The sequence below is a fragment of the Nonomuraea sp. NPDC049655 genome, from assembly GCF_044465465.1.
GTDB lineage: Bacteria > Actinomycetota > Actinomycetes > Streptosporangiales > Streptosporangiaceae > Nonomuraea.
In genome coordinates this window covers 216019-241543 of record NZ_JBITLS010000010.1, presented here as the reverse complement: position 1 = coordinate 241543, position 25525 = coordinate 216019, and the positions used below count along the sequence as shown (strand labels likewise).

The 25525-nt window shown below is 73.5% G+C and carries 24 protein-coding genes; 14 read left to right on the top strand and 10 right to left on the bottom strand.

Annotated features, from left to right (window positions below; translation table 11 throughout):
* Positions 1 to 28 precede the first annotated feature (28 nt).
* The 3 genes from ACIBQ6_RS30890 to ACIBQ6_RS30880 form a co-directional block, all read right to left on the bottom strand.
* The gene (locus ACIBQ6_RS30890) at positions 29 to 469 is read right to left on the bottom strand and encodes a hypothetical protein (RefSeq protein WP_397216127.1); all 441 of its coding nucleotides are present in this window, start codon (positions 467 to 469) and stop codon (positions 29 to 31) included.
* 139 nt (positions 470 to 608) lie between these two features.
* On the bottom strand, positions 609 to 1157 hold the full coding sequence (locus ACIBQ6_RS30885) for a GNAT family N-acetyltransferase (RefSeq protein ID WP_387664798.1): 549 nt from the start codon (positions 1155 to 1157) through the stop codon (positions 609 to 611).
* Positions 1158 to 1198: 41 nt separating this feature from the next.
* Entirely contained in the window at positions 1199 to 1966 is a 768-nt protein-coding gene (locus tag ACIBQ6_RS30880) for a sirohydrochlorin chelatase (protein WP_387664801.1), read from the bottom strand.
* Between the two features lie 195 nt (positions 1967 to 2161).
* Between ACIBQ6_RS30880 and ACIBQ6_RS30875 the strand changes: the two genes are divergently transcribed.
* The gene (locus ACIBQ6_RS30875; protein ID WP_358285454.1) at positions 2162 to 3460 is read left to right on the top strand and encodes an MFS transporter; all 1299 of its coding nucleotides are present in this window, start codon (positions 2162 to 2164) and stop codon (positions 3458 to 3460) included.
* A gap of 89 nt (positions 3461 to 3549) precedes the next feature.
* Here the strand turns inward: ACIBQ6_RS30875 and ACIBQ6_RS30870 are convergent, their stop codons facing one another.
* Complete coding sequence (locus ACIBQ6_RS30870) at positions 3550 to 4881, bottom strand: MFS transporter (RefSeq protein ID WP_397216124.1); 1332 nt, start codon at positions 4879 to 4881, stop codon at positions 3550 to 3552.
* 82 nt (positions 4882 to 4963) lie between these two features.
* Here ACIBQ6_RS30870 and ACIBQ6_RS30865 point away from each other — a divergent pair, with 82 nt between their 5' ends.
* The 5 genes from ACIBQ6_RS30865 to ACIBQ6_RS30845 all read left to right on the top strand — a co-directional run bounded on the left by ACIBQ6_RS30865 (position 4964) and on the right by ACIBQ6_RS30845 (position 8620).
* Complete coding sequence (locus ACIBQ6_RS30865; RefSeq protein WP_397216346.1) at positions 4964 to 5653, top strand: GntR family transcriptional regulator; 690 nt, start codon at positions 4964 to 4966, stop codon at positions 5651 to 5653.
* Between the two features lie 10 nt (positions 5654 to 5663).
* The gene (locus ACIBQ6_RS30860; RefSeq protein ID WP_352361155.1) at positions 5664 to 6026 is read left to right on the top strand and encodes a DUF2203 domain-containing protein; all 363 of its coding nucleotides are present in this window, start codon (positions 5664 to 5666) and stop codon (positions 6024 to 6026) included.
* Positions 6027 to 6099: 73 nt separating this feature from the next.
* On the top strand, positions 6100 to 7050 hold the full coding sequence (locus ACIBQ6_RS30855) for a hypothetical protein (protein WP_397216122.1): 951 nt from the start codon (positions 6100 to 6102) through the stop codon (positions 7048 to 7050).
* A gap of 5 nt (positions 7051 to 7055) precedes the next feature.
* On the top strand, positions 7056 to 8012 hold the full coding sequence (locus ACIBQ6_RS30850; RefSeq protein WP_397216120.1) for a hypothetical protein: 957 nt from the start codon (positions 7056 to 7058) through the stop codon (positions 8010 to 8012).
* 68 nt (positions 8013 to 8080) lie between these two features.
* Positions 8081 to 8620: a CGNR zinc finger domain-containing protein gene (locus ACIBQ6_RS30845; RefSeq protein WP_387664816.1), complete on the top strand. Its 540-nt coding sequence runs from the start codon at positions 8081 to 8083 to the stop codon at positions 8618 to 8620.
* Positions 8621 to 8654: 34 nt separating this feature from the next.
* Here ACIBQ6_RS30845 and ACIBQ6_RS30840 read toward each other — a convergent pair whose 3' ends face one another.
* Entirely contained in the window at positions 8655 to 10058 is a 1404-nt protein-coding gene (locus tag ACIBQ6_RS30840) for an MFS transporter (RefSeq protein ID WP_397216119.1), read from the bottom strand.
* Positions 10059 to 10261: 203 nt separating this feature from the next.
* On the opposite strand from ACIBQ6_RS30840, the gene ACIBQ6_RS30835 reads away from it, so the two are divergent.
* On the top strand, positions 10262 to 10891 hold the full coding sequence (locus tag ACIBQ6_RS30835; RefSeq protein ID WP_397216118.1) for an alpha-ketoglutarate-dependent dioxygenase AlkB: 630 nt from the start codon (positions 10262 to 10264) through the stop codon (positions 10889 to 10891).
* Positions 10892 to 10953: 62 nt separating this feature from the next.
* Here ACIBQ6_RS30835 and ACIBQ6_RS30830 read toward each other — a convergent pair whose 3' ends face one another.
* The 4 genes from ACIBQ6_RS30830 to ACIBQ6_RS30815 form a co-directional block, all read right to left on the bottom strand.
* Positions 10954 to 12021, bottom strand: a complete 1068-nt coding sequence (locus ACIBQ6_RS30830; protein ID WP_397216117.1) for an oxidoreductase — start codon at positions 12019 to 12021, stop codon at positions 10954 to 10956.
* A gap of 105 nt (positions 12022 to 12126) precedes the next feature.
* Complete coding sequence (locus tag ACIBQ6_RS30825; RefSeq protein ID WP_397216116.1) at positions 12127 to 13071, bottom strand: D-alanyl-D-alanine carboxypeptidase family protein; 945 nt, start codon at positions 13069 to 13071, stop codon at positions 12127 to 12129.
* Positions 13072 to 13195: 124 nt separating this feature from the next.
* Positions 13196 to 14374 carry a glycosyltransferase family 4 protein gene (locus ACIBQ6_RS30820; protein WP_397216115.1) on the bottom strand — a complete coding sequence of 393 codons (1179 nt, stop codon included), beginning with the start codon at positions 14372 to 14374 and terminating at the stop codon, positions 13196 to 13198.
* Positions 14371 to 15216, bottom strand: coding sequence for a sulfotransferase (locus tag ACIBQ6_RS30815; protein ID WP_358285479.1), 846 nt, complete (start codon positions 15214 to 15216; stop codon positions 14371 to 14373). Before ACIBQ6_RS30815 ends, ACIBQ6_RS30820 begins: the two co-directional genes overlap by 4 nt.
* A 192-nt stretch (positions 15217 to 15408) precedes the next feature.
* Between ACIBQ6_RS30815 and ACIBQ6_RS30810 the strand changes: the two genes are divergently transcribed.
* Positions 15409 to 16395 (top strand): LacI family DNA-binding transcriptional regulator, encoded by a 987-nt coding sequence (locus tag ACIBQ6_RS30810; protein ID WP_352361447.1) that lies wholly within the window; start codon positions 15409 to 15411, stop codon positions 16393 to 16395.
* Positions 16396 to 16434: 39 nt separating this feature from the next.
* Positions 16435 to 17079, top strand: coding sequence for a phosphatase PAP2 family protein (locus ACIBQ6_RS30805; protein ID WP_397216114.1), 645 nt, complete (start codon positions 16435 to 16437; stop codon positions 17077 to 17079).
* Here the strand turns inward: ACIBQ6_RS30805 and ACIBQ6_RS30800 are convergent.
* Positions 17018 to 18004, bottom strand: a complete 987-nt coding sequence (locus ACIBQ6_RS30800) for a LacI family DNA-binding transcriptional regulator (RefSeq protein WP_352361449.1) — start codon at positions 18002 to 18004, stop codon at positions 17018 to 17020. The two genes, ACIBQ6_RS30805 and ACIBQ6_RS30800, sit on opposite strands and share 62 nt — an antisense overlap.
* Positions 18005 to 18251: 247 nt before the next feature.
* Here ACIBQ6_RS30800 and ACIBQ6_RS30795 point away from each other — a divergent pair, with 247 nt between their 5' ends.
* The 5 genes from ACIBQ6_RS30795 to ACIBQ6_RS30775 all read left to right on the top strand — a co-directional run bounded on the left by ACIBQ6_RS30795 (position 18252) and on the right by ACIBQ6_RS30775 (position 25512).
* Positions 18252 to 20453 (top strand): RICIN domain-containing protein, encoded by a 2202-nt coding sequence (locus ACIBQ6_RS30795; protein ID WP_397216113.1) that lies wholly within the window; start codon positions 18252 to 18254, stop codon positions 20451 to 20453.
* A 74-nt stretch (positions 20454 to 20527) separates the two neighbouring features.
* A complete protein-coding gene (locus tag ACIBQ6_RS30790) occupies positions 20528 to 21847 on the top strand; it encodes an ABC transporter substrate-binding protein (RefSeq protein ID WP_397216112.1) in 1320 nt (439 codons plus the stop codon).
* Positions 21847 to 22767, top strand: coding sequence for a carbohydrate ABC transporter permease (locus ACIBQ6_RS30785; protein ID WP_397216111.1), 921 nt, complete (start codon positions 21847 to 21849; stop codon positions 22765 to 22767). The genes ACIBQ6_RS30790 and ACIBQ6_RS30785 overlap by 1 nt, the downstream gene beginning before the upstream one ends.
* 37 nt (positions 22768 to 22804) lie before the next feature.
* Entirely contained in the window at positions 22805 to 23608 is an 804-nt protein-coding gene (locus ACIBQ6_RS30780; RefSeq protein ID WP_358285492.1) for a carbohydrate ABC transporter permease, read from the top strand.
* A complete protein-coding gene (locus ACIBQ6_RS30775) occupies positions 23605 to 25512 on the top strand; it encodes a DUF5107 domain-containing protein (protein ID WP_397216110.1) in 1908 nt (635 codons plus the stop codon). Before ACIBQ6_RS30780 ends, ACIBQ6_RS30775 begins: the two co-directional genes overlap by 4 nt.
* The last annotated feature ends 13 nt before the right edge of the window (positions 25513 to 25525 follow it).

The window sequence follows — 25525 nt, the reverse complement described above, 5'->3', positions numbered from 1 at the left end:
CTCTGGACTACCCCGCGCGGGGGTGTCCTCACCGGGCCGCGCCGACCAGCTCGGCGGCCCGCCGGCTGTCGAGCGGGAGGGCCGAGTCGGGGGTGCGCTCGCGCACGTCGCGGTCGCGGATCGCGAACACGGCGGGCGCCGCGCCCACGTCGCCGTAGCGCTCGGTCACCGCCGCGCCGATCGCCCGCCGCACGCCGGCCACCACCTCGCGGACGCCGGGCCCGGACGTGACGAGGTGACCGAGCATCCCGGCGAAGCGCAGCTCGTCGTCGGCGGCGGGCCGCTGCGCCGGCAGCACCGGCCGGTCGAGCCAGAACACCTTGCCGGACAGGACCGCCGCGGAGCCGTCGGAGCCGTCGGGGCCGAGCACCCGCGCCGTGCGGGCCAGCAGCTCACCGAACTCGGCCAGGTCCGCGTGCGGCGGGAGGTCGGTGGTGACGAACAGGGGCACGATCAGCGAGTCAGGCATGCGGCTATCCCTCCGTGAGGAGGCTCATCGTAGGACCTGCCACCGACAATTCCGCGGCGCGCCACTCACCGTCCACGGCACGGGCCACTCCCGGTCCGCCGCACGGGCCACTCACCGTCCCCTGGGCCGCTCGTCGCCGCTAGCGCTCGGTCCATTCGTCCTGGATCGCCGCGTGCACGATGGAGTCGCGCCAGCCGTGCGGGGTGTGCACGTGGTGCCGGATCCGTCCCTCCTCGACCATCCCGGCCGTCAGCATGGCGAGCTGGGCGGGCAGGTTGGCCGGCGACCTCGCGCCCCAGACGCGGTGCAGCCCGAGCTGCTTGAAGCCGAACGACAGCAGCAGGCGTACCAGGTCGGTGCCGATGCCGCGGCCCCACTGGTCGGGATGGAGGCCGAAGCCGATCTCGGCGCTGTGGGGCAGGTCGGGGTCGATCTTCAGGCGGGCCACGCCGATCACGTGCCGCCGGTCGGCGTCCACGACGGCCAGCACGTAGAGGCGGCGCGGCTCGGCGGCGGCCGCCTCCATGGCCTGGCCGACCAGGGCGGCCACCTCCTGCACGCTGCGCGGCGCGAACGGCATGTGCTGCGTGGCCGCCGGATCGCCGTAGACGGAGTGCAGCGGGACGACGTCGGCGTCGGTGAGGTCACGAAGTCCGATTCGCTCGCCGATGACCATCACGCGCCGCATGCGCAGAAGGTAACGCGACTGTAGCGATCTTTACAAGGGTGTCAAGTCGCCAGCTGACTGCCGTAAGCCCGCGCGACAAGTTCGGCGACGGCGCTGTGCGCCCCGAGCGGCTCGGCGTGACCGGCCTCGACGGCGGCGGCGGCGCGCTCGACGAGCTCCGCCGGGGCCTCGTGACCGATCAGGCAGGGCGCGATGGCCAGCCGCTCGGCCCCGGCGGCGCGCAGGCGCTGGGCGGCGACGTCCACGCCGGGCTCGCTGTCCAGCGAGGCGGCGACGACCGGAAGCGTGAGCCTGGAGGCCAGCAGCACGGCCGTGGCCTGGACGGCGTGCACCGCGCGCTCGCCGCCCACCGTGCCCAGGATGACGGCGTCGACGGGGCTGGAGACGTTGAGCAGGCGGACCCGGTCGGCCCTGGCCAGGCCGCGCTCGGCCAGCCTGATGTGCAGGGCCTCGGCGAGCAGCGGGTGGGGGCCGAGCGCCTCGGTGGCGACCGCGCCGGAGCCGGCGGCCGCGATGGCCTTGCCGATCTCGGCCATGACGACCGGGTCGTCCCAGGTGAGCAGGGGCACCACGACGGCGTCGCGGCCCGCGGGCAGCGCGTCTGCCAGGTCGGCGACGGCGGTCAGCCGCACCTCGATCTGCGGGTTGTCGACCCGCACCACGGCCGCGATCTCTTCGGCCACGCCGCCGGTGCCGCCGGGGGTGGCCAGCACGAGCATGGGCGCGTCCGGCGGCAGGGACGTGGGCACGGGGCGGCGGTGCCGGCCGCCGCCGGGCCGGGGGGAACGTTCACGTACAGGCAGGCTCACAGGCGCGCAGTTTATGCCTATTCGCGGCTGGTTGTTCTGTGAATCGGGAGCGATTCCGTCACAACGGGAATGCTGTGATCGAGATCACATCGTGACCGCCGCCGCCGTTGACGAACCCCCCTGAGAAGGGCAACTCTGAGGCAACTAGAAACGCGTTCTAGAGCGACCGTCACACACCGTCCCCGGAGGATGGGAATGAAGCCGTTCTATGTCCGCGAGCTGAGCGTGTACCCGGTCGGTCGCCGGCGGATCTTCCTGCTGGCGATAGCCGTGCTGGCGAGCCTGGTGGCCAACTTCGAGACCACGCTCGCCACGATCCTGCCGCTGCTGATGAAGGACCTGGGCATGTCGCTCACGGTCTACGGCCTGCTCGCCGCGGGATCGGTGCTGATCGGCGGCCTGTCGGCGGGCGTCGGCGGCATCCTGTCCGACCGCTGGGGACGGGTCACGCTCCTGGTGCCCACTCTCACCGTCACGGCCGCCTGCAACTTCCTGCTCGCCACCGTGGACACCGTGGCCGGCCTGTTCTGGGTGCGCTGCCTGATGTTGTTCATCGAGGGCGCCGGGATCACCATCACCGCCTCCCTCGTCCGCGACTTCTCCCCGCGGCTCGGCCGCGCCCAGGCGTTCGCGTTCTGGACGTGGGGGCCGGTCGGGGCGTCCTTCCTGGCCTCGTTCATCGCCGGGTTCACGCTGCCGCTGTTCGACAACGCCTGGCAGTCGCAGGCGATCATCATGGGCGTCGTCTCGCTGGCCATGTGCGCGGTCATCGTCTGGAAGATCGCCGAGCCGTCGGCGGCGCTGCGGGCCCAGGTGCTCGACGCCGAGGAGGCCGTCGCGGCGGAGGAGAAGATCGACGCCGGACGGGTGCGCGAGCTGTTCCGCCATCCCCACCTGTGGGCACACGTCCTGGGCAACACCGGCTGGCAGGTGCTCTACTGGACGTTCGCGATCTTCGGGCAGACGATCCTGGTGGAGGCGTTCGGCCTGGAGCCCGCGGGGGCCAACCGGGTGGTGGCGCTCGGCATCGTGCTCAACGCGGTGGCCGTGGTCGTCGTCGGCCGGGTCTCCGACCGGCTGCGGCTGCGCAAGCCGTTCACGGCCGCCGGCACCGCGCTGACCGTCCTCACCCTGGCCTACTTCATCAGCATGGTCGGCCCCGGCATCTCCCCGGGGCACGTAACCGCCGTCTACGCGCTGCTGTTCCTGTTCATGGGCGTCGCGTACGTGCCGTGGATGGCCAACTTCTCCGAGAACGCCGAGGACGTCGAGTCGCGCCTGCAGGGCTCGGCGCTGGGCATCTGGGGCATGGTCGTCCGCGTCATGATCGTGGCGCTGCTGGTCGTCTCGCCCATGGTGGTCTCCGCGGGCGGCTGGGGCGCCTGGCTCGCCGTGGCGCTGGCCGGGCAGGTCGTGTTCCTGGCCTCGATGGCGGCGTTCAAGGGCGACTGGCGCAGGCGCCCGCGGGTCACCGAGCCCGAGACCGCCGTCTGAGCCGTCCCAGAAGTCCTTCTAGCGGCGCGCGTGGGCGGCGGTGGCAGCCGCCGCCCACGCCTTCGCGGCGTTCCCGCCTTCCCCCGCACTCAGGCGAAGGGACCCACCTGGCCGGGCAGCCTCCTGGCGGTGCCGCTCTCGCCGGCGGCGATGTCCAGGTCGCGGGTTTCCGGGGCGATGGCCAAACCTACGGCGGTGACGGCCAGCGCGACAACCACGTACAGGGACACGGCGAGCGTGGTGCCGTACAGGTCGAAGAGCTTGAGCGCGATGATCGGGGCCAGCGCGCCGCCGACGATCCCGGCCACCTGGTAGCCCATGGACGCGCCGCTGTAGCGCAGGCGGGTGCTGAACAGCTCGGCGATGAAGGCGGCCTGCGGGCCGTACATGGCGGCGTGGGCGGCCAGCGCGACCACCGCCGCCAGCACGATCAGCGGGAACGACTTCGTGTCCAGCAGCGGGAAGAACGCGAACACCCACCCGGCCGCCGCCAGCACGCCCGCGAAGTAGACCGGCCGCCGGCCCAGCCGGTCCGACAGCGCGCCGAACAGCGGGATCAGGCCGAGCTGCAGCACCGAGCCGATCAGCACCGCGTACAGCGCCACCGACCGGTCCAGCTTCAGCTGCCCGGTGAGGTAGACGATGATGTACGCGGTGAAGGTGTAGAAGGCCACGTCCACCCCGATGCGCGCGGTGAACGCCGACAGCAGCGCCCGCGGATGCGTGCGCAGCACCTCGACCAGCGGCATCCTGGCCGTGGCGCCGTGCTTCTCGACGCGGGAGAACAGCGGCGACTCGGCGACCCGCGTCCGCACCCACAGCCCGACGAGCACCAGCACGCCCGACAGCAGGAACGGCACCCGCCATCCCCACGCCTGGAAGGCCGCGTCCGGCAGGGCGAAGGACAGGATCGCGAGCAGGCCGGTGGCCAGCACGTACCCGGCGGGCACGCCGACCTGCGGCCAGCTCGCGTTGAAGCCGCGCCGCCTGCTGTCGCCGTGCTCCAGCGACATGATCACCGCGCCGCCCCACTCGCCGCCGAGCCCGAAGCCCTGGACGAAGCGGAGCACGGCCAGCAGGACGGGCGCGGCCACCCCCACGCTCGCGTAGCCGGGGAGCACGCCGATGAGGAACGTCGACAGGCCCATCAGCAGCAGCGTCACGACCAGCACGGTCTTGCGGCCGGCCCGGTCGCCGAAGTGCCCGAACACCACGCCGCCGAGCGGCCTGGCGACGAACGCGACGGCGTTGGTGGTCAGGGCCGCCAGCGTCGCGTTGAGCGGGTCGAGCGACGGGAAGAACAGCTTGCCGAAGACCAGCGTCGCGGCCGTGGTGTAGAGGAAGAAGTCGTACCACTCCAGGGACGTGCCGACGAGGGCGGCGATGATCACCCGGCGGGTCTGGTGCGCGGAGCTTGACATCGAAGGCTCCCAGATGGTCGAGGGGATAGTTTCAACGTAAGGATTGTTGAACAATTCGACAAGAGGTTTGCTCCATGATTCCCTGGCGAACGTGGAAGACGTGGTCGCGGACCTCGCCCGGCACCGGTCGAGACTGAGCCGCAGCAGCACGGCCGAGCGCGTGGCCGACATCCTCCGCGACAACATCATCGAAGGCGCCTTCCCGCCGGGCGCGCGGCTGTCGGAGGAGGCCATCTCCGAAGGGCTCGGCGTCTCGCGCAACACGCTGCGCGAGGCGTTCCGCCTGCTCGGCCACGAACGCCTGCTCGACCACCGGCTCAACCGGGGCGTCTTCGTCCGGCTCCCGTCCGTGGAGGACGTCTCCGACCTCTACACGATGCGGCGGGTGCTGGAAGGGGCCGCCGTCCGGCGCAAGGCGTCGCGGCAGGCGCTGGCGCTCATCGAGGAGGCCGTGCGCGACGCCGAGCGGGCCGCCGCCCAGGGCGACTGGCAGGGCGTCGGCACCGCCAACATCCGCTACCACCAGGCCCTGGTCGGCCTGCACGGCAGCCCCCGCCTCGACGAGGCCATGCGGCAGCTCCTGGCCGAGCTGCGCCTGGTCTTCCACGTGATGGACAACCCGCGCGCCTTCCACGAGCCGTTCATCGACCGCAACCGCGCGCTGCTCGCCCTGCTGGCGGCCGGTCGCGCCGAGGAGGCGGCGGCCTACCTCGACGACTACTTCGACGAGGCCGAGCGGCTTCTCATCCACGCCTACCAGCCGAACGGGTAGCGTTTTCCGCATGGACCGGATCTTCACCCTGGACGAGGCGCGCGCCCTGCTGCCCGGCATCATCGCCGAGGCGCGGGAGATCGTCGCGGGCCGCGCCGACCTGGCCGAGATCGCCTTCGACCGGGAGGCCGCCGGCGGGTCGCGGCTCGGCGGGCTGCCCGAGATCAAGGCGATCGAGGCGCGCATCGAGGAGACGCTGACCCGGTGGAGCGAGCAGGGGATCGAGGTCAAGGGCGTCGCGCCGCTGCTGATCGACTTCCCCTCGGTGCTCGGCGGGGCGTCGGTGCGGCTGTGCTGGATCGAGGGGGAGCCCGAGCTCGCCTGGTACCACCGTACGGATCTGGGCTTCGCGGGGCGGCGCCCGCTGCCCTGAAGCGTGGCCTACATGTGACCAACTCGCCACCGTGCCCATGGGTCTAACCAGGTGAGCGAAAGGATCACCACTCATGAGGCTGTTCTCAGCGGCCGCCGCGCTCCTCGCGCCGGCGGTCGCCGGCGGGCCGGGGCTCCCGGCCGCCGCCGCACCCGCGCACACCGGGCCGCCGCAGGCCCGCGCGGCCTGGGTCACCGCCTGCGAGCTGCCCGTCGAGGGCACGTCCCCGTGCGGCCCCTGGCACCTGCTCCTCCGTGACGGCCGCAAGGTCACCGTCGGCGACTCCGCCGCCCGCGCCAAGGCCCGCGCGACCTCCCTGTTCGCCCTCAGCGGCGACGGCCGGACCATCGTCTACCAGCGGGCCCGCGACCACCGCCTGGTCGCACGCGCGGCGGCCGGCGGCCCGGTCAGGGAACTGCCCAGGTCCCTGCGCCCCGGCGCGGACGACGCCCTCTACCTGTCAACGGCCGGCGACCGGCTCCTCGTCGGCCGCCAAGGCCACGTCGACGTGCTCACCCTGGCCACCGGCAGGATCACCGGCCTGACCGTCAAGGGCGAACCGGCCGGCTTCAGCGGCGACGGGGACGAGGTGCTCACCACCCGCGACCTGAGCGACGGCACCAGATGGCTGTACTCCTACGGGCTCGACGGCCGGGCGCTCAGGAGCCAGGCCCCCCAGTTCGTCGCCAACGCCGTCACCCTCGCGCTGTCCGCCGACGGGCACACCGTCGCCGCGTTCAGCTCCGGCGGCAGCAGTGGCGGCCCGCCCCGGATGCGCACGTACGACCTGGAGACCGCCCGGCTCGCCGACGGCGTGAACCTGCCCCTCGCCGGCGACGCCTCGCCCGACCACGCCCGCTGGACCCCTGACGGACGGCTCGCCGCCTACTCCTACGACAGCAGCACCACGAAGTCGACGGTGGTACGGGTGCTCACCGTCGACCCCGCTTCCGGCCAGGCCCGCCGTACCGACACCTACAAGGTGGGCCCCGACCCTCACACCATCGTGTTCCCGGGGGAGTGACCATCGTGAGAATCGTCCCTTTGCTGACCGCAGCCCTGCTCACCCTCACCGCCGTGCCGGCCGCCGCCCAGGCCGCGCCGCACCACGGCCACGACAGCATCCGGTACGCCTCCGTCAAGGGCTGCCCGGACAAGGACGGCACGTCCCGGCCCTGCGGGCAGTGGCGGCTGGTCATGCACGACGGCGGGCGCAGGACGCTGCCCGACGCCCAGGTCGTCGCGCTCGACGCCAGGCGCAGGTCCACCGTCACCTCGCCGGCGCCGATCGCGGTCAGCGGCGACGGGCAGCGCGTGGCATACCTCACCAAGGCCGGGCGGCCGGCCGTGCGCGTGCTGGGCGGCGGCGTCACGCTGCTGCCCGAGGACGCGCTGCCGCGGGTCGCCCAGAACGAGGTGACGCTGCTGCTCTCCGGCGACGGCGCGCGCCTGGCCGTCGTGGTCCAGAGCGACCGGCCCGCCGCCACGAAGATCTTCGACACCGCGAGCGGCGCCCTGCTCGGCACCGTCCCCGCCGACGAGACCCTCCTCGGGTTCAGCGGCGACGGCGACGAGGTGCTGTCCTCGATCGAGTCCGACGACTCCGTCACCGACCTGGTCGTGCGCGACCAGACGGGCGAGCATCTCGTACGCGTCACGCCGCCGCAGGTCGTGGCCGCCAACGGCCCGCAGGCGCTGGCCGGCGACGGGCACACGGCGGCGGTCGTGATCCGCGGCAAGAAGACCGAGCTGCTCACCTACGACCTCGCCACCGACGAGGTCACCGGACGCAGGAAGATCAAGCTGCCGGACGGCGAGCTCAGCATGATCGACTGGACCGGCGACACGCAGGTCACGCTGCACCTGGTGTCCGGCTCGTCCAGGATGACCATCGTCCAGGTCGACACGGGGACGGGGGCCGTACGGGTCAGGGACCGGTACACCGTCCTCAAGGACAGCTTCGTCTTCGCCGCCTGCGGCGGCTGAGCCCACGCCACGGCGGGGCAGGGTCCGCGGCGGGGCAGGGGGAGTCCCGCCGTGGATACGCTTGCCGCGTGGAGGTTCACTCGACCAGGGCGATGGCCGTCAGAGCCGTCGAGCTGTGCGTGGCGCTGCTGCACGAAGAGCCGACGCCCGCCTCGGTGACGGACGTCCTGCGCCGCCACGGCGAGCACGGCGACCTCGGCCTCGACGACTCCGACGTGGCCGCGATGCGGGCGGCGGCGGCCCGACTGCGCGACGTGCTGGGCGCGCGCGACGCCGGGGAGGCGGCGGGCCTGCTCAACCGCCTGCTCGCCGACACCGCCCGGCCGCCCAGGCTGACCAGCCACCGGGGTACGACGTCCTGGCATCTGCACGTCGACAGCGGCGACGACGCGCCGTGGGCCGAGTGGTTCCTGGCCTCGTCGGCGATGGCCCTGGCCGTGCTGGTCGCCGACCATCAGCGCGTTCCGGGCGGATTGTGCGCGGCCGCGGGGTGCGGACGGCCGTACCTGGACCTGGGCGGCGGCAGCCCCCGCCGCTACTGCGGCACCCGCTGCGCCACCCGAGCCCGCGTCGCCGCCCACCGCGCCCGCCCCCAGCCAACCCCCTGACACCACGCGCCCGCCCCAGCCAGCCTGCGCCTGCTCACCGCCTGCCGGTGCCCGCGTCGCCCGCCGCCGCTCGCCAACCGCGGCGGCGGAGGAGAACGTAGACGGCCACGGCCTGTAAGGCCGCGCCGGTCAGCAGGGCGGCAGTGGCCGACTGGGTGCTCAGCGGGCCTGCCAGCGCCGATCCGACGGCGAACGAGGTGATCTTGAGGCTGGCGCCGGTCGTGAACACCTGGCTGCGCAGAGCGGCGGGGGCCTCGCGTTGCCGCACCGCGAACAGCGCCGTCAACTGCGGCCCCTCGCCCGCGCCCACCAGCCCCGCCGCGACCACCGCGATCCAATACGCCCCCACCAGGGCCGTTCCTGCCATCGCGGCCAACGTCATGCCTGCGCCGACCAGCGCGGTGGACCAGGTCAGGGTCGCGTCCCACGCCGGTGTCGGGTTCCGGCGACGGGGGCCGCCGCGCCAGGCCAGGAGTCCGTTCGCGGCCAGGCCGGCTGCTGCCGTGACGGCCAGCAGCAGCGTGCCGCGGCTGCTGTCGCCCGTGAGCTCCAGCCCCAGCACCGGCGCCGACACCACGAACATGCCCGCCCCGGCGCACGAGACCATCGACCCGGCGGTGGCCCGTCCCAGCACCCGGTTCCCGAGCACCGCCCGGACCCCGGCCGCCATCTCCCGCGCGACCGCCCCCGCAGCCCGTACGGGCGAGCTGAGGCCGCCGAAGCGCCGCCGCTCACCGTTCGGCCGGTTGTCTGCGGGGAGGTCGCTCGTGGGGTGGGCGTGGCTGGGCGGGTCAAGCGTGGGGTGGTCGAGGGCGGGCCGGTCGTGCGGCCGGGCGCCTGTGGGTGGGGCGCTTGTGGGCTGGGCGTGGGCAGGGCGGTTTTGGGGGGTGCGGGTGGGGAGGGTCCAGGCGGCGGGGAGGGCGGTCAGGAGGAGGGCCGCGGAGACGAGCACCGCCGCCGGACCGCCCGCCACGGCCGCGATCACGCCGACCGCCGCCGGACCGGCCAGCCCCGCCACGTTGTACGTCATGGCGTCCAGCGCGGTGGCCCGTGCCAGCCGTCCCCGGTCCGGCCCGGAGACCAGGGGGAGCTGTCCCGTCCAGCCGCCGGTGAGCGCGGGGCCCGCCAGCCCGGTCACCACCGCCAGCGCCACCAGTGCCGTCCCGGGCACCCGTCCGACGCCGCCCGCCACCAGCAGCAAGCCGGTCGCGTACCCGAGCAGGCAGCACGCCAGCAACCGGCCCGGACGGCGGGCGCGGTCCAGCAGCACGCCGAGCAGCGGCCCGCCGACGGCCGCCGAGACGGTCAGCCCGGCCAGCAGCGACGCCCCGAGCAGCGGAGAGCCGGTGGCGGCGAGCCCGGCCACCAGGAGGGCGGGTCCGGACATCTCGTCGCCGGTCCGGGCCGCGACCACCCCGGCCATGTAACGCGTCAGCACCAGCAAGACGTTACAGGATCCGCGTTAAGGGACGGTCCGGGCGGGGAAGGGCTCGGGTGATCGTCCCGCGCGGGCCTCGCGCCCGCCGGCGGCGACCCGCCCGGCCTGTACGGACTGCGTACCGCACAGGCCGGGCGCCTTCCAACCCTCGAGCCGGCCCCCGAGTCGAATATGTGTTTGAACAATGGCATAGACTCGGCCTCATGAAAGCCGCGTTCCAAGCATCTCTGCTGGGTCTCGACGAGGAGCTCGGCGTCGGGCGGCTGGGCGCCACGGTCCGCCGGACGTACCTCGACCACGGAGCCTGGATCGACCTGCGGCCCGGCTGGCTGACGGGGGCCGACACGCTGTTCGCGCGGCTGGCCGAGACGGTGCCGTGGCGTGCCGAGCGCCGCCGCATGTACGACCGGGTCCTCGACGTCCCGCGCCTGCTCAAGTTCTACGACGAGGGCGAGACGCTGCCCGACCCCGTCCTCGACCAGGCCAGAACGGCGCTCGACGCCCACTACGGCGAGGAACTGGGCGAACCCTTCCGCACCGCGGGCCTGTGCTTCTACCGCGACGGCCGCGACAGCGTGGCCTGGCACGGCGACACCATCGGCCGGGGCAGCAGCGAGGACACCATGGTCGCGATCGTCTCGGTGGGCAGCCCGCGCCCGCTCCTGCTGCGCCCGCGCGGCGGCGGCCCCTCGATCCGCCGCGACCTCGGGCACGGCGACCTGATCGTCATGGGCGGCAGCTGCCAGCGGACGTGGGAGCACGCCATCCCCAAGACCGCCCGGCCCGCGGGGCCGCGCATCAGCATCCAGTTCAGGCCGCGCGGCGTCCGCTGACCCGGCCCGCCGCGCCCGCCGTGGACCCCCGCGGGTTCCGCGAGCCCCGTGCGCCCCTCGTGCTAGCGGAGGCGGAGACGGGCTATGCGGCCCTGCTCGCCGGAGGCCCAGCAGGACAGGTCCGGGGTGCACGAGACCGTGTCGAACGAGCCGCCGTCGAAGGTCTCCCAGCGGGCCCCGCCGGTGTACGTCACGTCGCTGCCCGCGGGGCCGACCGCGATCGCCGCGAACGGCAGGTGCGGCAGCCACGTCACCCCCGACCGGTACGCGGGCGGCGGGGTCGTGGCGGGCCGCCAGGTGGCGCCGCCGTCCCCGGTGACCGCGGCGGCGTTCGGGGAGGGGAGGCCGGGCTGGTAGTCGCCGCCGACCGCGATCCCGCGGTGCCGGTCGCGGAAGGCCAGCGCGAAGACGCCCTTCGCCGGGTCGGCGGCCGGGATCGGGGTGTCGGAGACGGTCCACGTACGCCCGCGGTCGGCCGAACGGAACACGCGTGACCGCTCGCCGCCGCCGGTGGCGATCCAGGCGTCGCGTCCGCCCGCGGTCACCAGGCACTGGCCGCTCGCCGCGAAACCGGCCTCGCCGGGCAGCGCGTCCGGCATGCCGGTGGACGGGAGCACCTGCCAGCTCCGGCCGCCGTCCTCGGTGGCCAGGAGGCGGAACCTGCCGTTCACCGGGTCGCTCATGGCCAGGCCGTGGCGGCGGTCGAAGAAGGCCATGCAGTCGTAGAAGGCGTTCGGCTCGTCGTTCCTGAAGGACTCGGTCCAGGTGCGGCCGCCGTCCTCGGTGCGGTAGACGCGGCCGTCCGGGCCCGTGCCGATCGACAGGACCAGGGCGCGGCGGGCGTCGAACGCCTCCACGTCGCGGAACTGGAGTGACTCGGTGCCGGGCGGGGAGACGTTCTGCCAGGTGCGTCCGCCGTCCACGGTGCGCAGGACGGTTCCGCCGGTGCCGGCGGCCCACACCACGTCCCTGCTCACGGGCGCGAGACCACGGAAGCGGGCGGTCACGCCGGTCTCCTTCAGCTCCCAGCCGAGGTCCGGGCCGGGGCCGGTGGTGGTGGCGTGGGCGGGGAGCGGGGCGGTGAGGACGAGCGCCGCGGACAACACGCTCATCGCGATGCGAACGTTCATGCCGGGCAAACTAACCCAAGAGATCACGAGCGTCCATCATGCGGACAGCCCGGTCCCCCAGGAGACGACGCCTGTCAGGTGGTGGGGGTGGGGGTGTGAAAAAGGTCAGGCGGCGGTGCGGGTGGGGGCCCAGGTGAGGAGGGACTGGGCGGTGTCGAAGCGGCGGCTGGAGACCGACTCGCCCAGGATCACGCCCACCAGCCGGTGCCCGTCCCGCTCACCGGCGAAGGCCAGGCTGTACCCCGCCGCCCGGGTGAACCCCGTCTTCAACCCGATCACCCCCGGCTCGGCGAGCAGGCGGTTGGTGTTGCGCCAGCCGTACGCGCCGTGCTCCTCGGTCGCGGCGACCTCGTGGTACCGGGTCCCGGCCACGCCCTCGATCAGCGGCACCTGGAGGGCCTTGGCGGCCAGCACGGCCTGGTCGCGGGCGGTGGACCAGCCGTCGCCCGCCGGCGTGGGCAGCCCGTCGGCGTTGACGTACCGGGTGTCGTTCATGCCGAGCGAGCGGGCGGTGGCGTTCATCTTGTCGACGAACCCCGGCACGCCCGGCCCGTACGTACGGGCCAGCGCGTGGGCGGCGTCGGCGCCCGAGGGCAGCATGAGCGCGTAGAGCAGCTCGCCCACCGGCAGCCGGTCGCCGGGCCGCAGGTCGGCGGTGGTGCCGCCGCCCTCCTCGGCGTACCGCGCGTCCTGGGGGGCGATCTCCACCATGTCCGTGGGCTTGGCCGACTGCAGGACGACGTACGCCGTCATCGTCTTGGTGAGGCTGGCGATCGGCATGCGGGTGTCGGCGGCCTTGCCGAACAGCGCGGCGCCGGACCGGGCGTCCATCAGGTAGGCGGCCCGGCCGTACACGGCGGGCGCCCCGGCGTCGGCGGCGGAGGCGACGAGGGAAGGGGTCGCGAAGGAAGGGGCCGCGAGGGACGGGGTCGCGACAGACGGGGTCGCGGCGGACGGGGTCGCGGTCTGCGCGTACGCGGGCACGCCCAGCCCCGTGACCAGGGCGAAGGCGCCTGCGAACGCGGTGAGTCGAGCTTTCCGGTTACGCATGCACCCCAGGCTGCCGCCCGGTTTGGCGTGCGTTTAACGATTTGCGGCAAAACCTGTGACTAAATCGTTAGAAACCCCGCCGACGCCGGAGAATCCGTCAGGTAGATCTTTCGTGCCGGGCCCCTCAGCGGCCCGTCCAGAGGTTGTCCGCCACCCGTTGCCCCCGCGCCAGCCCGGAGAACAGCTCCTCCCACATCGGCATCACCACCTCCGGCCCGTACGCCCGCGACGTCGCCGCCGCCGCCTCGCCCATCCGCACCCGCAGCTCCCGGTCGCCGATCACCCGGATCAGCGCGGCGGCCAGCGCGTCCACGTCCCTGGGCGGCACCAGGACGCCGTCCACGCCGTCGGTCAGCACGTCCCGCGGCCCGGTGGGGCAGTCGAAGGCGACCACGGGCAGCGCGTGCGTCATGGCCTCGATCATCACCATGGGCAGGCCCTCGAAGCGGGAGCTGAGCGCGTACACCGACGCCTCGGCCAGCTCCTTCTCCAGCCGCTCGGTACGGCCGGGCAGCGTCACGTGCTCCGCCAGCCCGTGCCGCGCGACCAGCCCGGCGAGCTGGCTGCGGCGCGGTCCGGTGCCGAAGACGCGCAGCCGCCACTCCGGATGCACCCGCACGACCTGCGCGAACGCCTCGATGAGCAGGTCGAACCCCTTCTGCGGCACCAGCCGCCCGGCCGCCACCACCACCGGGTTGACCTGCCGGGACGGTTCCCGCTCCACGCGGTGGACGGCGTTCGGGATCACCACCACCGGCGTGTCCGGCAGCAGGCGCTGGTATTCGAGCTTGTTGGTCCTGGTCAGCACGGTGACCGCGGCGAACCTGCCGTAGTGGCGGGCGATCTCCCTGCGGATCGTGTCGGGGTAGGCGGACAGGTTCATGTGCTCCTGCGCGATCCTGACCACGTCGGCGGGGGTGCGGCGGGCGGAGATCAGGTTCAGGGCGGGCCTGGTCGTCACCAGGACGCCGCCGGACAGGCCGGAGACGTAGTCCATCGCGGCCCGTTCCACCCGCTCGGTGAAGTAGTCGGCGGCGAACTCGCCGCGCGGCACGATCTTGCCGCGGATCCGCCGCCACGCCCTGCGGCCGACGGAGTCGGGCTGTCTGCCCCCGCGCTGGTCCACCAGCGTGGTGACGGTGACGCGGGGGTCGATGGCGAACTGCGGGGCCTCGCGCCGCCGTACCAGGCTGACCAGCTCGACGTCGTGCCCGGCCGCGGTCATCGCGTTCGCCTGGTTGACCACCGTGCGGATCGTGCCGCCCATGCCGTAGGCGTGCAGCATCAGGTAGCGGATCTTCACGCGAGGTACCCCCAGGTCCGGGCGATGGGCTTGAGGGGTTCGGGGATCTGGTCGGGGGAGGGCAGCTCCCGGGCGGGCTGGACGGTCCCGGTCCTGATCTTGTCCCGCCAGTCGCCGAGCCCCTTCTCCAGCACCTGCTGCTCGCCGTAGGAGAGCATCCGCGGCTCCCACTCCAGGCCGAGGAACGCGCAGATCTCGCGGGTGACGCGCTCGGGCTCGGCGCTCAGCTCCTCGTACCTGACGGTCAGCCCCGGCAGCGCGGCCCTGGCCCGCTGCACGGCCTTCATGTACCGCAGGGCGTCCAGGGCGGCCTCCTCGGGGGTGCGCCGGTCGGGGGCGGCCTCGTGCCAGGACGTGGCGATGGAGGCGGGGTGGCGCAGCAGGAAGACGAAGCGGGCGTCCGGCCAGCAGGCGGCGATGCGCTGGTGGGCGAAGGCGTTGGCGGGGGTCTTGTCCACGACGTACCGCTTGCCGCTGCGGACCAGCTCGCGGTGCAGCACCCGGTCCCACAGCAGGTGTTCCAGATCGGCCTGGTTGTGCCCGAGCGCGGCCATCGCCTTGGCGGCCAGCGGAGTGCCGAACTGCACCCGCAACCGGCGTACGTGCAGCTCGTGGGGGGCGTGCAGGTCGGGGTGGGCGTTGAGGATCGCGCGCAGGAGCGTGGAGCCGGACCGTACGGGGGACAGGAGGAAGACGGGGGATTCGAGCAGCCGGTCGGTTAGCGGATCCGCGGGCGGTCTGATCTCGGGAGCGGGCGGGGGAGAGGGCGTGTTCCCGACTCGCTCGATCTGGAATCCGGTGAACCTGACCAGCGCTTTGTTGACGTGCCGCTGCCAGTTCATGGCGAGGCAGACTACCTACCGTTCCTGGCAGTTACCTGGCAGCGTCAGGCCGCCGACCAGGAGTGCCGCGGGTTCGCGGGGGCCGTGCGCGGCTGCCGCGCGGTCGCGCGGGAGCGCCCCGGGCCTGTTAGCGTTACCGCTGACAGGAGGTGGGCGGCGGTGAAAGCGAAGGGCGACAGGCCGGCGGTGCTCATGGACGTGGCCGTGCTCGCCGGGGTCTCGGCCATGACCGTCTCGCGCGTGCTCAACGCGCCCGACCGGGTCCGCGCGGAGACCAGGGCCCGCGTCATGGCCGCGGTGCGCGAGCTCGACTACCGGCCCAACCAGGCCGCCCGCCAGCTCGTCACCGGCAGGTCCGGGGTGCTCGGCGTGGTCAGCATCGACACCACCCTCTACGGCCCGGCCTCCACGCTCTACTGCATCGAGCAGGCGGCCAGGCGGGCCGGCTACAACGTCAGCATCGCCAGCCTGCCCTCGCTCAGCCGCAGGTCGATGGAGGAGGGCGTGCAGCGGCTGCGCGCCCAGGCGGTCGACGGCGTGATCATCGTGGCGCCGCACGAGTCGGCCGCCGACGGCCTGCGCCACCTGCCGCCGGAGATGCCGGTGGTGGCCGTCGACGCCGGCGACGACATCCCCGTGCCGGTGGCCAAGGTCGACCAGCAGGCGGGCGCCAGGCGGGTCACCCGTCACCTGCTCAGCCTCGGCCACGAGACGGTCTGGCACGTCGCCGGCCCGGCCGACTGGCTCGACGCCAACGGCCGCATCGAGGGCTGGCGCGGCGTGCTGGAGGCCGCCGGCCGGGAGGCGCCCGAGGTGCTGCGCGGCGACTGGAGCGCCCGCTCGGGCTACCAGCTCGGCCGCCGCCTCTGCGAGAACCCCGACGTCACCGCCGTGTTCGTGGCCAACGACCAGATGGCGCTCGGCGTGCTGCGCGCGCTGCGCGAGGCCGGCCGCCGGGTGCCCGAGGACGTCAGCGTGGCCGGGTTCGACGACATCCCCGAGTCGGCCTACTTCTGGCCGCCGCTGACCACCGTGCGCCAGGACTTCGGCGAGGTCGGCAGGCACGCCTTCCACCTGCTGCTCGACTTCATGGCCGGGCACGAGCCCGAGGCGCGGCGGCTGGTCGAGCCCGAGCTCGTGGTCAGGGAGAGCACGGGAGCCAGGCCGTCCCGGGCATGACCGGCATGATCGGCGGGCAGGTGTAGGGCCGTCGCGGAGGTGATCGGCTGGATGATGCTGCTCGAACGTTTCGACGCCTGGGACAAGCGGGCCTTCGACCGGGTCGCGCGCTCCGACCTGCCCGTGCTCGACGCCCTGCTGCCGCACCTGTCGTCGGCGGCCGACAACTCGGTCCTGTGGGGGCTGGTGGCGGGCGTCCTGATGATGACGGGCCGGCCGCGCCTGCAGCGGGCGGGCGTTCGCGGGCTACTGGCGATCTCGCTGGCCAGCCCGCTGACCAGCATGGTCGTCAAGCAGGCGATCCGCAGGCCGCGCCCGCTGACGGACCTCATCCCGGTGATCCGGCGCCGCCGGGTGCCGGCGTCCTCGTCGCTGCCGTCGGGGCACAGCGCGTCCGCGGTCGCCTTCGCGGTGGCGGTCTCCAGGGACGCGCCGCTGCCGGTCGCCACCTCGGTCACGCTGCTCGCCGCCGGCGTGGCCGCCTCCCGCGTGTACGTGGGCGCCCACTACCCGGGCGACGTGCTGGCCGGGGTCGCCGTCGGGGCGGCGGCGGGCTGGAGCGCCCGGGGCTGCGGACGCTGGCTGCGCCGCACGCTGGCCGCCTGCGCCGCGCCGCAGGAGGTCAGGCGGGGCCGCTGCTGGCCCGGACGATCAGGGTCGAGCGCAGCAACTGCAGGGAGTTGACCGGCGGGCGGCCCTCGTCCAGGGCGCGCAGCAGGAGCTCGATGGCCTGCCTGGTCATCTCCCTGCTCGGGACGGCGACCGTGGTGAGGGCGGGATGCGTCACCCGTACCTCGTCGATGTCGTCGTGGCCGACCACCGACAGGTCGCCGGGCACCGAGCGGCCGCCGAGCCGGGCCGCCTCCAGCGCGCCCAGCGCGAGGATGTCGTGCGTGCAGAACAGCGCGGTCACGCCGGGGTCGGCGGTCAGGGCCGCGGTGGCGGCGGTGAAGCCGCCCATCGCCGTCGGCTCCGGCGCGGTGAAGACGGCCGCGGCCGGGACGTCGAGGCCGTCGCGGGCGAACGCGCGCCGGAACCCCTGCACGCGCAGCGCGTGCGGCGCGCTGCTCAGCACCGCGACCCGCTCGTGGCCCAGCTCGCGCAGATGCCGCCCGGCCAGGTAGCCGGCCTGCTCGTAGTCGATCGTGACGACGGGCAGGGTGTCGGGCACCTCGCTCTCCCACGCGCACAGCGCCACGGGGAAACGCGCGTCGGCCAGGAGCGGCAGGTGCTCGGTGAGGCCGTTGTCGCCGGCGATCAGCAGGGCGTCGACCGAGCGGCTGGTCAGGCCGGTGATGTGCCGGCGGGCCCGGTCGCCGTCGAGGCGGGTGGTGCACAGCAGCAGGTGGTAGCCGTGCTCCTCCAGGACGTTCTCCGCCTCCTCGACCACGGCCGAGTAGAACGAGCTGGCCACCGTCGGCACGAACAGGCCGACGGTCATGGTGGTGCCGGTGGCCAGCGAGCGGGCGACCAGGTTGGGGGTGTAGCCGAGCTCGGCGATGGCGGCGCGCACCCTGGCCTCGGTCTCGGGGCGGACGCGTACGCGGCCGGTGACCACGTTGGAGACCGTCTGCTTGGTGACCCCGGCCCGCTCGGCCACGTCCTGCATCGTGACCACGCGGCCTCCTAGGGGTTTGACCGGTCCAATGACGTCGCCCCGAAACGTAGTCGCCCGGCTCGGATCTCGTCAACCATCGTGCGCATTACGTGCCTTTTGACCGGACAAGAGAGCAAGAACGCGAATTCGGGCCTTGTTTGAGCGGTCAAATCTGGCGTATGGTCCGGCCACGCGGTTCCGGCTCGTGGTTCCCCCAAGGGCCCGCCCGATGTGGCGTGCCCGACAGAAAGGAGCACCCGTGTCCCCCCATCGCAACGTGCTCACCGCCGCCGCCGCGGCCCTGACGCTGGTCCTGGGCGGCTCCCTCGCCGTCCCGGCCGCGTCGGCCGCACCGCCCGACGCCACCTACACGATCACCGTCGGCTCCACCGGCCGCTACGCCCATCCCACCGACACCCCGGCGGCCACCTACATCGACAAGGACGGCACCTTCTACTTCCAGCAGTCGGCCGCCCTCTACGGCGCCTCCGACCCCCGCTACTGGGACTTCTTCACCGGCGCCAACTTCGAGACCGCCACCCGCTCGGCCGCGATCAGCGACGCGGTCAACCCGGCCAACTCCGCCGACCGCAACAACGACACGACCTGGCGCTGCAACAACAGCCCGACCGGCGTCGAGGCGACCCCCGCCGGCGCGGGCTCGGGATACGCCCACAAGAACTACTGCGACCTGGTCGGCGTCTGGGTGGACCCCGACACCGGCGACTGGTACGGCCTGGTGCACAACGAGTTCACCCCCCAGCCCTTCGGCGACGGCCTGCACTACGACTCGCTCGACTACGCCGTCTCCCGCAACCAGGGCCGGGTGTGGACCATCCTCGGCCACGCGATCACCTCGCCGTACAGCACGAAGCGCAACGACGCCGCGGCCTTCCCCCACCAGACCTACGACTACGGCGACGGCGACCCGCGCCTGTTCGCCGACCCGGTCTCGGGCTACTTCTACGTCTACTACGGCTCGCGGATCATCCCGAAGGGCGGCGTGGGCGGCGGCAACGGCGGCCTGGCCCACGTGGCGCGGGCGCCGATGTCGGCCAAGATGGCGACCGGCTCGTGGACCAAGTGGTACGACGGCTCCTGGTCGCAGCCCGGGGTGGGCGGCAAGGAGAGCAACATGGTCCCGGTCACCGCCGCGAACCCCCGGGGCTACACGCCCGTGGGCGGCGACTACGACCCGGCCAACACCGGCACGGTCGACCAGCAGATCGCCGCCGGGGAGCTGCCGCCGAAGTCCGACCTGTTCATCATGAACATCGCCTACGACGCCCACCTCGGCCTCTACCTCGGCGAGCCCGAGGTCGTCTCCGGCCGTCAGCCGCAGCGACTCTACGTCACCGACGACCTGTCGACCCAGCGGTGGCGCCTGATCGGCGACACCGGCAGCTACGTCTCCGGCTCCTGGTACCGCTGGTTCCTCGACGACGTCAGCAGAACCGGCTCGGCCATCGTCGGCAGGACGTTCCGCTCGTACTGCTCGATCGAGTGCGCGACCTCCAGCGGCGAGTACGCGAACCTCACCGTCACCTCCACCGCGCCCGCCCCCGGCCCGGCGGACCCGGCCAGGACCTACCGGATCGGCACCGGGGCGGGCCGCGTCCTGGCCCAGGTCTCCGGCGGCCCGGCGACCACCTCCGCCGCCACCCCGACCGGCTCGCCCCTGGAGAACTGGACGTTCACCCCCAACGGCGACGGCTCCTACCGCATCGCCAACGCCTCCACCGGCGGGCTGCTCGGCGTGGACGCGGCCACGACGGCCGGCCGCGCCTGGGGGGCCAGACCGGTCGTCACCGCCCCCGGCGCCGGCGGGCCCACCGCGGGCCAGCAGTGGTTCGTGGTGCCGGGCGGGAGCGGCCACCGGCTGGTCAACCGCTACAGCGGCCTCGCCCTCGCCCTGACGGCGGACGCGTCCCGACCGGCCGAGACCACCCCCGTACGCCACTGGAGCGACACCTCCGGCGGGACGGTGGGCGGTCGCCGCACGGCCGCCGAGCAGACCCTGACGCTGACCGACACCGGCGCCTCGGGCGGCGACCTGAGCGGCACCCACACCCTGACCGCCGCCGGCAAGGCCCTGGACGACCCCGACCACTCCACCACCCCGGGCACCCAGCTCATCACCTGGACCCCCAACTCCGGCGCCAACCAGCGCTGGGTCTTCACCCGCCGGCCCGACGGCTCCTACCAGATCACCAACGGCCTGTCCAAGCTCTGCGCGGACGTCGGCGGCGGCTCGACCGCCGCCGGCGCCCAGATCATCCAGTGGACGTGCACCGGCGCCGCCAACCAGAGCTGGCAGGTCACCCCCGCCCCCGCGGGCGGCTACCGGATCGCCTCGCAGAAGAGCGGGCTGCTGCTCACCACGGCCTCCACCGCCGACGGCGCGCTCGTCACCCAGCAGGCCGACACCGGCTCGGCGCTCCAGCGCTGGACCGTCGGCTGACCCTCCTCCGGCGGGGTCCCGTCCGGGCCCCGCCGGGCCACCCCCCCATCTCACAGGACAGGCGGTGCCGCTCGATGAGCTCATCCCGATCCCACCCCATCCGCCGGACGTTCGCCGGGCTCGCCGCCGGCGCGCTGGCCCTCGGCCTGGTCACCGCCTGCGGCGGCGACGCCCAGGACGCGTCCGGCAAGGAGCTCGTCTACTGGTCGATGTGGAAGCAGGGCGAACCCCAGCAGGTGGCCCTGCAGGCCGCGATCACCCGCTTCACCCGGGCCACCGGCATCGAGGTCAGGGTCGAGTGGGCCGGCCGCGACGTGGTCAAGCAGAAACTGCCCGCCGCGCTCACCACGTCCAAGGTGCCGGACGTGGTCGACCAGTCCGACGACACGATCCGGCCGTTCATGGTGACCCCGGGCGTGGCCCGGGGGCTGGCCAAGGTGTACGAGGCCGACGTGCCCGGCGAGGCGGGCAAGAAGGTCAAGGACGTCATCCCGGCCAAGTACTCGCAGAGCCCGGCGTTGCGGCTGCCGGACGGCCAGCCGTACATGGTGCCCTACAGCGTGGCCGGCATCGGCCTGTTCTACGACGCCGCCACCCTCACCGAGACGCCGCCGAAGGACTGGACGGCGTTCCTGGCGCTGCTCGGCACCCTCAAGGACGGCGGCCGGACGGCCCCGCTCACCGCCGACGGCGAACAGTACTGGTCCGACTCGTACTGGATGAACTACTACCTCTACCGGACGATCGGCGCGGACGGCCTCAAGGCCATCGCCGAGGACCGCACCGGGCAGTCGTGGAAGAAGCCCGAGGTGCTGGCCGCCGCCCGGCAGATCGAGCGGTTCGCCAAGGAGGGCTACCTGCTCAAGGGGTACGACGCCGGCAAATACCCCGAGCAGCAGAAGAACTGGGCCCAGGGCCGGGCCGCGTTCATGATCATGGGTTCCTGGCTGCCCAGCGAGGTCGGCTCGTACGCCAGGGCCGGGTTCAAGCCCGCCTCCATGCCCTTCCCCGAGGTCGGCGGGCCGGCGAAGGGCGAGGAGGTCGTGCAGTTCGGCTTCGCGATGCCCGCCAAGGCCAGGAACGTCGAGGCCGGCGAGCGGTTCATCGCGTACCTGACGACCAAGGAGTTCGCCGACGACCTGGCCAGGACGGCCTCCGTGCTCTCGCCGCGGGCGGACGCGTTCGTGCCCGAGGCGCTGGCCGGGGTGAAGCGGCAGCTCGACAGCGTGCCCGAGACCTTCCCGTTCGCGGCCGGGCTCAGCGTGCCGGGCTGGACCGACAAGGTCTACTACCCGGCGGTGGGCGAGCTGTTCAACGGCAGGCTCACCGCGCAGGGGTTCGTGGACAAGATCACCGCGGTCCAGGCCGGCTTCTGGAAGAACCAGGGCAGCTGATGGCGGCCGAACCCGAGACGCGGCCCGGCCCGGCCGTACGGGCCCGGCAGCGGGCCTTCGTCCCCATGGTCGGCCCGGCCCTGGCGCTGCTGGGCGTCTTCGTCCTCGGCCCGGCCTGCTACGCGGTGTGGATCAGCCTCCAGCAGACCGCCGGGTACGGCGACTCCCGCTTCGTCGGCCTGCGCAACTACGCCCGCCTGCTGGGCGACCCGGTCTTCCACACCGCGCTGCTCAACACCCTGAAGCTGCTGGTCGTCGGCGGCGGCGTGACGTTCGCCGCCGGGTTCGCGCTCACGATGGTGCTCAGGGAGATGCGCGGACGGCTGGTCGCGCGCAACATCCTGTTCTTCCCCAACATCGTCAGCGCGCTGGTGCCGGCCATCGTGGCGGGATTCCTGTTCAACCCCGACGGGCTGGTCAACACCGTGCTGAGGGGCGTCTTCGGGGTGAGCGACCCGCCCAAGTGGCTGGCCGTGGACAACACGTTCACGCTCATCATGATCGTGGCGATCTGGGCGGCCGTCGGGTACTACACCACGATCATCATGGCCGCCGTCGACCGCATCCCCGCCTCCTTCCACGAGGACTGCGCGCTGCTCGGGGCCACGTCCTGGCAGCGGCTGCGGCACGTCACGATCCCGCTGACCTGGGACGTGCTCAGCGTCTGCGCGCTGCTGTGGACCATCAGCTCGATCAAGGTGTTCGAGCTGGTGCTGGTGTTCGGCGGCGGCACCGCGGGCACGCCGCCGAGCAGCACCTGGACCGTCGCCCTCTACAGCTACGCGGCCACGTACGGCGGCTCAGGCTCGCCGCCCGAGCTGGGGATGACCGCCGCCAGCGCGCTGTTCAGCCTGCTGATCGCGGCGGCCGTGGTGCTCCTGCTGCGGCGGGCGCTCGACCGTGAAGCCGTCCGGTTCTGAGAGGGGGCCGACCATGAGACCGACGAGGCTCGCGCCCATGAAGGCAGTCGTGTGGGCGGTCGTCGCCGCCGACGTGGCGCTGCTGGCGTGGGTGCTGATCACGTCGCTGAAGACCACCCGCGACGTGTTCGACCATCCCTGGCGGCTGCCGATCCCGCCGACGCTGGACAACTACCTGACCGCGCTGGAGGTCGGGAACTTCGGCCGGGCCGCGGTCAACAGCGCGGTCGTGGGCGTGCTGTCCTCGGTGCTGGCCGTGGTGGTCGCCGCGCCGGCCGCGTACGCGCTGACCCGGACCGCGAACCGCGCGGGACGGCCGCTGACGCTGCTGTTCGCGCTCGGGACCGGCGTGCCCACCCAGGTCATCCTGCTGCCGATCTTCCTCATGCTGAGCAGCCTGGAGCTCACCTCCACCCTGACCGGCCTCACCCTGGCCTACGTCGGCACGGCCATGCCGTTCACCGTCTTCCTGCTGACCGGCTTCTTCCGGTCGCTGCCCGGCGAGCTGGAGGAGGCCGCCGCGCTGGACGGCGCCGGGGTGTGGCGGACGTTCCTGCGCATCGTCGTGCCGGTCGCCCGGCCGGGGCTGGTCACCGTGTTCGTGCTGCAGCTCATCGTCTCCTGGAACGAGACCATGCTCGCCCTGGTGCTGATGCAGGACGACGAGAAGGAGACGCTGCCGGTGGCGCTGATCGGCTTCGCCCAGCAGCAGCAGTACACCGGCACCAACTGGGGCGGTATGTTCGCCGGCGTCTGCGTGGTCGTGCTGCCCATGGTGGTCCTGTTCGCCTGGGTGGGACGCCGCGTCACCGAAGGCATCACCCTGGGGATGGGGAAATGACGACGACCGTCCGCCGCATCATGATCACTCTGCCGGTCGCCCTGCCCGGCCCGGACAACCCGCTGCCGCCCCTCGGCGAGGCCGCCGGGCCCGCGGCCACGGTCGCCGGCGCGCCGCCCGACATGGCCTTCCAGCTCTCCTACGGCAGGCTCGCCTCCGTGCTGCCCTGCCGCGTCCAGGACGGCTACGACCGGGCACGCCGGCCCCGCCGGGTCGAGGCGATCCAGCTCGCCAACGACCGGCTGACCGCGACCGTGCTGCCCGGCTGGGGCGGACGGCTGTACTCGCTGGTCCACCGCGACCACGGCGAGCTGCTCTACCGGAACCCGGTGCTGCAACCGGCGAACTTCGGGCTGACCGGCGCCTGGTTCTCCGGCGGCGTGGAGTGGAACTCCGGCTCGACCGGGCACACCACGCTGACCTGCCGCCCGGTCTTCGCCGGGGAGGCCGAGGGGCCCGACGGCACGCCGATGGTCCGGATATGGGAGTGGGAACGCACCCGGGACCTGCCGTACCAGGTCGACTTCTGGCTGCCGCGCGGGTCGGACTTCCTGTACGTGGGCGTGCGCATGCGCAACCCGCACCCGCACGAGGTGCCGGCGTACTGGTGGTCGAACATCGCCGTCCCCGAGACCGGGCGGACGCGTGTGCTCGCCCCGGCCGGCACGGCCTGGCACTTCGGCTACGCCGGGCGGCTCGAACAGGTCCCGATCCCGGTCTGGGACGGCCTGGATCGCAGCTACCCGGCCCGCGCGGACCACGCCGCCGACTACTTCTTCGAGCTCGGCGACCGCCGTCCGTGGATCGCCGCGCTCGACGGCTCCGGCGCGGGCCTCGTGCACACCTCCACGCGGTCGCTGCACGGGCGCAAGCTCTTCCTGTGGGGACGCGGGCCCGGCGGACGCCGCTGGCAGGACTGGCTCACCGAGCCCGGCACCGGCGGCTACCTGGAGATCCAGGCGGGGCTGGCCCGTACCCAGCTCGAACACGTGCCGCTGCCCGGCGGGGGCGAGTTCTCCTGGCTGGAGGCGTACGGGCCGCTGCGCGCCGACCCCGCCGCCGCGCACGGCGCGGACTGGTCGGAGGCGGTGCGGGCGGCCGAGGAGGAGCTGGCGGCCCGGCTGCCGGCCGCCGAGGTGTCCGCCGCCTGGCGCAAGTGGCGGCCGCACGCCGACCAGGAGCCCGTCCGGATCCTGGCGGAGGGGTCCGGCTGGGGCGCCCTGGAGGTGGCGCGCGCCGGCGTCACCACGCCAGGCACCCCGTTCCCCCGGTCCACCCTCGGCGCCGGCCAGTCGCCCTGGCTGACTCTCCTCACCACCGGCGCCTTCCCCCGTCCCGAGCCCTCTCCCGGCGCGGATCCCGGGCACAGCCTCGTGTCCGCGCCGTGGCGGCGGCTGCTGGAGCGGGCGCCGGAGACCTGGGTGACGGCCTACCACCTGGGCGTGGCCGCCTGGCACGCGCAGGACCATGAGGGGGCGGTACGCGCGTGGCGGCGCTCCGCCGAGCTGCGCCCGAACCCCTGGGCGACCCGCTGCCTGGCCCGCACCACCGCGAACCCGGACGAACGGGCCACCCTGTACCTCACAGCCCTCCGCCGGACGGCCGGACTCGTCCGGGAGCGCCTGGCGGCGGAGGCGGCCGTCGCGCTGCTGGAGGCCGGCAGGGCCGCCGAGTGCCTGGCCGTCCTGGACACGCTGCCCGCGACCGGCCGGGCCGTCCTGCTCCGCGCCCGCGCCCTGCTCGCCGCAGGGGACCGGGACGGCGCCCGCGCGCTGTTCGACGCCGGCTTCGACGTCGATGACCTGCGAGAGGGCGAGGCCGTCCTGCACGACACGTGGTCGCGCCTGACCACCGACCCGCTGCCCGGACGCTACGACTTCCGCATGCACCCGGACGACGCCTGACCCCGCGCCGGAG

Coding starts and splice junctions, on each gene's coding strand:
- ACIBQ6_RS30890 (WP_397216127.1), bottom strand. CDS start 469: ATGCCTGACTCGCTGATCGTGCCCCTGTTCGTCACCACCGACCTCCCG.
- ACIBQ6_RS30885 (WP_387664798.1), bottom strand. CDS start 1,157: ATGCGGCGCGTGATGGTCATCGGCGAGCGAATCGGACTTCGTGACCTC.
- ACIBQ6_RS30875 (WP_358285454.1), top strand. CDS start 2,162: ATGAAGCCGTTCTATGTCCGCGAGCTGAGCGTGTACCCGGTCGGTCGC.
- ACIBQ6_RS30870 (WP_397216124.1), bottom strand. CDS start 4,881: ATGTCAAGCTCCGCGCACCAGACCCGCCGGGTGATCATCGCCGCCCTC.
- ACIBQ6_RS30860 (WP_352361155.1), top strand. CDS start 5,664: ATGGACCGGATCTTCACCCTGGACGAGGCGCGCGCCCTGCTGCCCGGC.
- ACIBQ6_RS30855 (WP_397216122.1), top strand. CDS start 6,100: ATGAGGCTGTTCTCAGCGGCCGCCGCGCTCCTCGCGCCGGCGGTCGCC.
- ACIBQ6_RS30835 (WP_397216118.1), top strand. CDS start 10,262: ATGAAAGCCGCGTTCCAAGCATCTCTGCTGGGTCTCGACGAGGAGCTC.
- ACIBQ6_RS30830 (WP_397216117.1), bottom strand. CDS start 12,021: ATGAACGTTCGCATCGCGATGAGCGTGTTGTCCGCGGCGCTCGTCCTC.
- ACIBQ6_RS30825 (WP_397216116.1), bottom strand. CDS start 13,071: ATGCGTAACCGGAAAGCTCGACTCACCGCGTTCGCAGGCGCCTTCGCC.
- ACIBQ6_RS30815 (WP_358285479.1), bottom strand. CDS start 15,216: ATGAACTGGCAGCGGCACGTCAACAAAGCGCTGGTCAGGTTCACCGGA.
- ACIBQ6_RS30810 (WP_352361447.1), top strand. CDS start 15,409: ATGGACGTGGCCGTGCTCGCCGGGGTCTCGGCCATGACCGTCTCGCGC.
- ACIBQ6_RS30800 (WP_352361449.1), bottom strand. CDS start 18,004: ATGCAGGACGTGGCCGAGCGGGCCGGGGTCACCAAGCAGACGGTCTCC.
- ACIBQ6_RS30790 (WP_397216112.1), top strand. CDS start 20,528: ATGAGCTCATCCCGATCCCACCCCATCCGCCGGACGTTCGCCGGGCTC.
- ACIBQ6_RS30785 (WP_397216111.1), top strand. CDS start 21,847: ATGGCGGCCGAACCCGAGACGCGGCCCGGCCCGGCCGTACGGGCCCGG.
- ACIBQ6_RS30780 (WP_358285492.1), top strand. CDS start 22,805: ATGAAGGCAGTCGTGTGGGCGGTCGTCGCCGCCGACGTGGCGCTGCTG.
- ACIBQ6_RS30775 (WP_397216110.1), top strand. CDS start 23,605: ATGACGACGACCGTCCGCCGCATCATGATCACTCTGCCGGTCGCCCTG.